Source organism: Bacillus sp. JJ1773 (assembly GCF_036962035.1).
Classification (GTDB): Bacteria; Bacillota; Bacilli; order Bacillales; family Cytobacillaceae; genus Cytobacillus.
Genome location: NZ_JBALNX010000127.1, coordinates 1 through 6,425, shown reverse-complemented (window position 1 = coordinate 6,425; position 6,425 = coordinate 1). Strand labels below are relative to the sequence as shown.

Sequence of the window (6,425 nt, the reverse complement as noted above, 5' to 3'; positions counted from 1 at the left end):
ACATTAGCTAATCCGTAAATTACAATTACTTTAAAAAAGTAATTTATATTAATTATTATACACGAAGAATACGTGTTTGGATATATCTTTTTATAATTAGATTAAAGCCTAAAATATTCATTAAACAAATCAACTTTTCGCAAATCTAGTATATAAGACGAATGAAAATGAGAAAAGTTTCATAAAATTAATTATTTTTTCACCCGTCACATAAAATACACAATTTATGAATTATTATGGGACTTTGTAAATTGAATGATCTTTTCTATTCTCTAACGTAAACATACCCCCTTTATTAATTATTAAACCTTTCCAGGCCCCATTAATTCTCAATTAATGCAATTGAATTGAAAAAATTTAATAAAAATTAAGTGATATAATTTCCTTTTCCCCTTTTATTGCAGCCCATCTTCTAATACAATAAGAGTGTGGGGATATGATGCTTGTGGTTCGCTATTATCATGTAAAAATGGGAAATGGGGGGTTTACAATGACAGAATACATATTTGACTTAACAATTGTAGCACTTCTAGTAATTGGATTAACTGCTACACTTGGTGTCATTACAAATGGGCTTGGCGAAAAACTGTTTGGCGGAAAAAATAAAAATGAATTCGTTGATCAATGTGCAAAGTTCCAAACGGGCTGGAAAGCAGTTGGAGGAAAAAAGAAATAAAATCATATATAGATCGGAAAGAGACTGAAACTCAGTCTCTTTTTATTTTTTAATAATATAAATTAAACAAAAATTTTCAATAGTATTTTTAATTAATTTGTTGTATACTTTTAAAAAGAATTCTTTATTAAACAAAAGCGTAAAAGCGTAAAAGGTTTAGTTTTTCTTAAAAAGGAAAAACGATCTCATCCAAGAGATCGTTTTTATCATTTAGCATATTGCTCTCTATATTGTTTTTCTTCTTTTTCCGAGCAATACACGAAGTGTCCTGGTGTAATTTCTCGCATTTCAAGCTTTTCGTTATCACCATAGTTATGGACCTTCGGATCATATGAAATACGTTTGCGCGTACGCTCTGTATCTGGATCTGGAAGTGGAATCGCAGACAATAAAGATTGAGTGTATGGGTGCATTGGATTATTATATAGATCCTCCGCACTGGCAAGCTCAACAAGCTTTCCGAAGTACATAACACCAATACGGTCACTAATATATTTAACCATTGAAAGATCATGAGCGATAAAAAGATACGTTAATCCTTTTTCACGCTGCAAGTTTTTCAGTAAGTTAACTACTTGAGCTTGAATAGAAACGTCGAGTGCAGAAATTGGCTCATCGGCAATAATAAAGTCAGGTTCAACAGCCAATGCTCTTGCAATACCAATACGCTGTCTTTGACCGCCAGAGAATTCATGAGGATAGCGGTTAGCATGCTCTTTATTTAAACCAACCGTTTCTAATAGTTCATAAACTCTTTCCATTCGATCTTTTTTGCCTTTCGCTAAACCGTGAATATCAATTCCTTCAGCAATGATATCTGCAACGGTCATACGAGGGTTAAGTGAGGCATAAGGATCTTGGAATATCATTTGCATTTTTCGATTGAATTTCTTTAATTCTTTTGCTGATTTCCTGCCATGTACGTCTTCTCCATTGAAGAGAACCTGGCCATCAGTAGCATCATACAGACGAATAATCGTTCGGCCGGTAGTTGATTTTCCACATCCCGATTCACCAACAAGTCCCAATGTTTCACCTTTGAAAATGTCAAAAGTTATACCATCGACAGCTTTAACCATGTTAGGTTTCCCTACATTGAAATGCTGCTTTAAATTTTTTATTTCTAATAATTTTTCAGCCATGTTTAGTTATCCTCCTTCACTAAGACTGGTTGTTTATATGTGGAGGATAATTTGCGCATCCGTTTTTGAACTGCTTCAGGCGGTTCTACCTTTGGTGCATCTGGATGAAGAAGCCATGTTTTTGCGAAATGCGTATCAGAAATTTGATACATTGGCGGTTCCTCTTCAAAGTCTATCGCAAGCGCATATTTATTTCTCGCTGCAAAGGCATCTCCTTTTGGAGGATTAGTTAAGTCTGGAGGTGTACCTGGTATTGCAGCAAGATCTGCTTTATCATCATTGTCTAAGCTCGGCATAGATGCTAGAAGCCCCCATGTATAAGGATGCCGGGGGTCATAGAAAATCTCATCTACAGTACCCATCTCCACAATTTGTCCCGCATACATAACAGCTACTCGATCTGCTACGTTTGCAACAACTCCAAGATCATGAGTGATAAAGATAATGGACGTATCCATTTTGCTTTGTAAGTCTTTCATTAAATCAAGAATTTGTGCTTGAATCGTTACATCAAGAGCTGTAGTTGGCTCATCAGCAATTAAAAGCTTCGGGTTTGCAGCAAGTGCAATAGCTATCATCGCACGCTGTCTCATTCCGCCCGAAAATTCGTGTGGGTATTGGTTGACACGTCTTTCCGGCATTGGAATACCAACTAGACTAAGCAGTTCGACTGCACGTGCTTTAGCAGCCTGCTTTGACATATTTTGATGCTTAATCAGACCTTCCATAATCTGATAGCCAATTTTCATTGTTGGATTAAGAGAAGTCATTGGATCCTGGAAAATCATACTGATTTCTTTTCCACGGATTTTTTCCATTTGTTTATCTGTTTTTGGTACAATGTCTTCACCGTTGAAAAGAATTTGTCCACCAGTAATTTTCCCTGGAGGCATTGGAATTAATTTCATAATTGTCTGGGAGGTAACACTTTTACCGGACCCTGATTCACCAACAATAGCGAGTGTCTCTCCTTTATAAAGGTCAAAGCTAACCCCGCGGACCGCTTTCACATTTCCTCCATATGTTTGGAACGAGACTTCTAAATCTTTCACTTCAAGTATTTTTTCCATTTTCTCACTCCTTTGTCTAGCTCCCGCATTTCTAGTTTATTTGCGAAGTCTTGGGTCAAGCGCGTCACGTAACCCGTCCCCAATTACATTAAAGGCAAAGATCGTTAAACAAATAAACGTAGCTGGGAAGAATAAACGCCATGGATAATATCGTAAAGCTGGCAAACCGTCATTAGCCATTGTTCCCCAGCTGGCAAGTGGCGGTGTTAATCCAAGGCCAATATAACTTAAGAACGCTTCAGTGAAAATGGCAGATGGAACGGTTAACGTCATTGTAACCATGATTGGTCCCATCGCGTTTGGAATTAAATGTCGACCCATAATTCTTGTCGTGTTCGCTCCAAGTGTTTTTGCAGCTAGAACATACTCTTGACTTTTCAGTGATAATACTTGTCCACGGACAATACGCGACATATTGATCCAGCCAGTAATCGTCATTGCTAGAATCATTGTCCCAAGTCCTTGCCCTAGTACTACCATTAATAAGATAACTAGCAATAAGTATGGAACGCCATAAAGAATATCAGCAAAGCGCATCATAAATTCATCTGTGCGTCCGCCTTTATAACCAGCGATTCCACCCCAAATTACACCGATGACTAAATCAATAAGTGCAGCTGCAACCCCGATGAAGATAGAAATTCGGGCACCTTCCCAAGTTCGTACAAATACATCACGACCAAGATCATCTGTGCCAAACCAGTGCTCAGAAGATGGAGGTTGGTTTTTATTTGCTAAATCGTTTGTCCGGTAATCGTATTCAGTCATATGTGGTCCGAAAGCCGCCATAATAATTAGTAAGAATAAAAGTACTAATCCAAACATAGCAAGCTTGTTTTTTCGGAAACGGATGGAAACATCTTTCCAAAATGAAAGACTTGGCTTTGAAATTTTTTCAGCGTTTTCTAATTGGGACCCGACGAGTTGAAATTTATCTTTAGAAATCTGCATAATTACTCTCCTTTCTTCCCGCCAGCAAGTTTGATGCGTGGATCGATGATTCCGTATGCAATGTCAACAAGGAGAATAGATACGAGTAACAAAACACTATAGAAGACTGTTACACCCATAATAACCGTATAATCGCGGTTTGTAATACTTGTTACGAAATGCGCACCTAAACCTGGAATACCAAAGATTTTTTCGATAACAAAGCTTCCTGTTAAGATTCCAGCAGTTAAAGGCCCCATATACGTTACAACTGGTAAAAGTGCATTACGGATTGCATGCCTTACTGTAATTACTCCTTGACTTAAACCTTTTGCTTTTGCTGTTTTAATATAATCATTGCTCAATACTTCAAGCATACTCGAACGAGTCAGACGTGCAATAAATGCCATCGGTGTTGAACCTAAAGCTAAGGCTGGAAGAACAGTATGCATAAATGTTTCCCAGCGGGCAACAGGGAATAAGCCCAATTTAATCGCAAAAACATATTGAAGAACGGACGCCATAATGAAGGAAGGAACAGATATCCCCAAAACAGCAATGACCATGGCCGTGTAATCTGGCCATTTATTATGTCTTAATGCGGCAACAATCCCTAAAAGAACCCCGAACGCAATTGCTAGAAAAATTGCTTCCATTCCTAGCACGAATGAAACAGGGAAACCATCATTAATTAAATCGTTTACCGTTTGGCTTTTATATTTAAATGATGGGCCGAAATCCCATTTTGCCACTCTAAGTAAATATTCCCCGTATTGAGCATACCAAGGCTTGTCCAAACCATAGTGAGCATTTAGATTCGCTTCAATTTCGGGAGGCAGCTGTTTTTCAGATGTAAATGGGTTTCCGGGTGCAATGCGCATGAAGAAAAACGTTGCAGTTACGATCAGCCACAAGGAGATTAACATGTACAGTAAGCGCTTTCCAATATATTTAGCCATTGACTAACACCTCCAATTTTTTCTTTGTCAAATAGAAAAGCGTAAGCGCCATTTTCAGGCGCAACAGCAAAACAGAAAACTAAGGTATACAGGGAGATACCCCCATATACCTTAAGTTTAATTACTTATTCTTATTCAAAATAAGCCCATTTATATTGTACATCACCTAAGCCAGATACAACAACATCTTTTAGTTTTGGATCTTGAACCCAGTTGTTCGTGTAGTAATAGATTGGAGCGATTGGCATTTCATCCATAAAGATAGCCTCAGCATCCTTTAACATTTGTTGACGAACTTCTGGATCTCCTTCAGTAGCAGATTTTGCAAGTAATTCTTGATATTCTTTGTTTTCCCATCCAGTATCGTTGTTTCCGCCATTAGCGTCACGGAACATTTCAAGGAAGTTGATTGCATCGTTGAAGTCACCTAACCAGCCCATACGAGCAACTTGGTAATCAAGTGAATGTACTTTATCAAGGTATACAGCCCACTCTTGGTTATCAAGATTTACTTCTACACCAAGGTTGTTCTTCCACATATCTTGAATTGCTTGAGCAATCTTTTGATGTGCTTCAGAAGTATTGTAAGAAAGTGTTACAGCAGGAAGCTCAGAAGGATCTTTAAGACCCATTTCTTCTAATCCTTTTTGTAAATATTCTTTTGCTTTTTCTACATCATTGTCATTGAAGTAGCCTTTTTCATTTTCTTCAAACATTGATGGCGGTACAAGTGCCATAGCTGGCTGCTGTTCACCTTGAAGGATGTTGTCAATAAGTTCTTGACGGTTAATTGACAATGCAAAAGCTTTACGGATATTTACATTGTTAAATGGTTCAACTGTAGTATTGAACTTGTACTTGTAAACACCAGCGATTGATTGTGTAGTTAAACGGCCTTCGTCTTTAAGAGCTTGCATTGCATCAGTTGGAAGCGCACCTGTTGGAGCACCAGCCCAATCAAGCTCACCATTATCAAACATAGATAATTCTGTATTTGGATCATTGATCATGATCATTTCAATTTTGTTTAGTTTTACTGCGTCTGCATCCCAATAAGTTTCGCTCTTTTCAAGAACGATTTTATCACTATGAGCCCATTCAGTCATTACGAAAGGTCCGTTAGTTGTATAGTTTTCACCAGCATCATTAGCCCAATTTGGGTTTGCTTCGGCAATTTTGCTGTTGAATGGAAGGTAAGTATAGAACGCTGTTAACTCTAAGAAGAATGGAGTTGCGTTTTCAAGAGTAACTTCAAGAGTTTTCTCATCTAAAGCTTTAACTCCAACTTCATCAAGTGAACCGCCAGCAGTGTTAGCTGCTTCTCCACCTTTAATGTAATAAAGCTGGTATGCATACTCTGATTGGTTGTTTGGATCTAAAGCCCATTTCCAAGCAGCTTCGAAGTCATTTGCAGTGACAGGATCTCCATTTGACCATTTTGCGTCACGAATTGTAAACGTGTATACTTTTTGGTCATCAGAAACTTTTACATCTTCTGCCATTGCATTTTCTGGCTTCCCATCTTTTCCAATACGTGTTAAGCCTTCAAGAGTTTGGCGAAGCACTGTTCCAGAAGTAGAGTCTTTGGCAAGTGCCGGGTGTAACGATGGTGGTTCAGTATTAATATTAACTCTTAATTCTTGCGGTA

6 protein-coding genes are annotated in these 6,425 nt (G+C 38.0%); 1 reads left to right on the top strand and 5 read right to left on the bottom strand.

Annotated elements, in window-relative coordinates; genetic code table 11:
- Window positions 1-490 precede the first annotated feature (490 nt).
- The gene (locus V7127_RS24870) at window positions 491-676 is read left to right on the top strand and encodes a hypothetical protein (protein ID WP_335345697.1); all 186 of its coding nucleotides are present in this window, start codon (window positions 491-493) and stop codon (window positions 674-676) included.
- A 206-nt stretch (window positions 677-882) separates the two neighbouring features.
- Here V7127_RS24870 and V7127_RS24865 read toward each other — a convergent pair whose 3' ends face one another.
- The 5 genes from V7127_RS24865 to V7127_RS24845 form a co-directional block, all read right to left on the bottom strand.
- A complete protein-coding gene (locus V7127_RS24865; RefSeq protein WP_335490807.1) occupies window positions 883-1,818 on the bottom strand; it encodes an ABC transporter ATP-binding protein in 936 nt (311 codons plus the stop codon).
- Between the two features lie 2 nt (window positions 1,819-1,820).
- The gene (locus V7127_RS24860; RefSeq protein ID WP_335490805.1) at window positions 1,821-2,888 is read right to left on the bottom strand and encodes an ABC transporter ATP-binding protein; all 1,068 of its coding nucleotides are present in this window, start codon (window positions 2,886-2,888) and stop codon (window positions 1,821-1,823) included.
- Window positions 2,889-2,924: 36 nt separating this feature from the next.
- Entirely contained in the window at window positions 2,925-3,842 is a 918-nt protein-coding gene (locus V7127_RS24855) for an ABC transporter permease (protein ID WP_438824061.1), read from the bottom strand.
- Window positions 3,842-4,777, bottom strand: a complete 936-nt coding sequence (locus V7127_RS24850; RefSeq protein ID WP_335490800.1) for an ABC transporter permease — start codon at window positions 4,775-4,777, stop codon at window positions 3,842-3,844. The genes V7127_RS24855 and V7127_RS24850 overlap by 1 nt, the downstream gene beginning before the upstream one ends.
- 131 nt (window positions 4,778-4,908) lie before the next feature.
- The coding region (locus tag V7127_RS24845) for a peptide ABC transporter substrate-binding protein (RefSeq protein WP_335490798.1) at window positions 4,909-6,425 on the bottom strand (1,517 nt) is incomplete at its 5' end.